This window comes from Pseudoalteromonas sp. Z1A6, assembly GCF_011378745.1.
GTDB classification, from domain to species: domain Bacteria; phylum Pseudomonadota; class Gammaproteobacteria; order Enterobacterales; family Alteromonadaceae; genus Pseudoalteromonas; species Pseudoalteromonas arctica.
Map to the genome: position 1 here is coordinate 1 of NZ_WTKW01000630.1, position 1,067 is coordinate 1,067.

At 36.0% G+C, this 1,067-nt stretch carries 1 protein-coding gene; it reads left to right on the forward strand.

Features of this window, described 5'->3' with window-relative positions; all coding sequences use genetic code 11:
* Positions 1–192 precede the first annotated feature (192 nt).
* Positions 193–942 (forward strand): serine/threonine protein kinase, encoded by a 750-nt coding sequence (locus tag GQR46_RS20005; RefSeq protein WP_165728467.1) that lies wholly within the window; start codon positions 193–195, stop codon positions 940–942.
* Positions 943–1,067: the final 125 nt, after the last annotated feature.

The following is a 1,067-nucleotide window of genomic DNA, read 5'->3' on the forward strand; positions in this document are numbered from 1 at the left end:
TTATTATTTAAAGCTATAAATAATCTAGATACATTACCCGAAATTCCCCCCACAAATAGATTATCAATAAAATAGTGATACTGTTTCAACAGAAAGTTAGCGTGCTAATTAGTTGATCTGATTGTGCGTAGAATCTAACTTTGATAATATAGTTGCCTAGGCAATTAAAGTTATCATCTTGTTAGGTTTGTTATGATTGAAAATAATTTGTTAGTACAATTACAGCAGCAATATCCAGAACATACTTTTATGCAACATCACTTAAGTGTTGTCCATAAGGGACGTTTTGCTAACGCGATTGTGTATCGATATAAAGATAATGAATTTGATTTGATTGTTAAAGATTTTAGCCAAAGCCCGTGGCTTATTCGTAAAACATTTGCGCGACTATCTGTAAATCAAGAATATAAAGGGTTGAGCCGATTAGCTGAGCTTGATGCTGTTGCTAATCGCTTTTGTAGGTTATCGCCGATAGCTGTGGCTTATAACTATATTGAAGGCATGCCACTGCGCTCTTTAATTCATGAAGACAAAACACTACCTGTTAACTTTTTTAGCGAGCTTGAGCGCCAAGTAGCAAAAATGCATCGTAAAGGCATCGTGCATTTAGACTTGCGTAATATGGGTAATATTTTATGCGGCGCAGACGGTAAACCTTATTTTATTGATTTTCAGTCAACCATTAGCTTCTCGCGTTTTCCGCGTTGGTTGCAACGCTTTATGCGAGGCTCTGACATGTCAGGTGTATATAAAGCATGGAATAAATTGGGCGATCAACCTCTGCCTAAAAAAAAGCAAGACTATTTAGATCGCTTCAATCACGTGCGTAAACGCTGGATTTTTAAAGGTTACCCAATACAGCGTGGCTATGCGTGGGGCGCTGCACTTATTACTCAATTTGTAGATTCTGACTTAGTACGAAATATTACCGATAGACTTTAATTAAAAGCATAAACCGTAATTTAAAAACACCTTATTCATTGTGTGATTTTGCCCATATTAGCCTGGCTAATATGGGATTTTTTTTATTATAAGTAATCCGTTTGGTTTACTTACTTGTCGTTTAA

Excerpts from the sequence above, each read along its gene's own strand:
- GQR46_RS20005 (WP_165728467.1), top strand. The coding sequence starts at position 193 with ATGATTGAAAATAATTTGTTAGTACAATTACAGCAGCAATATCCAGAA.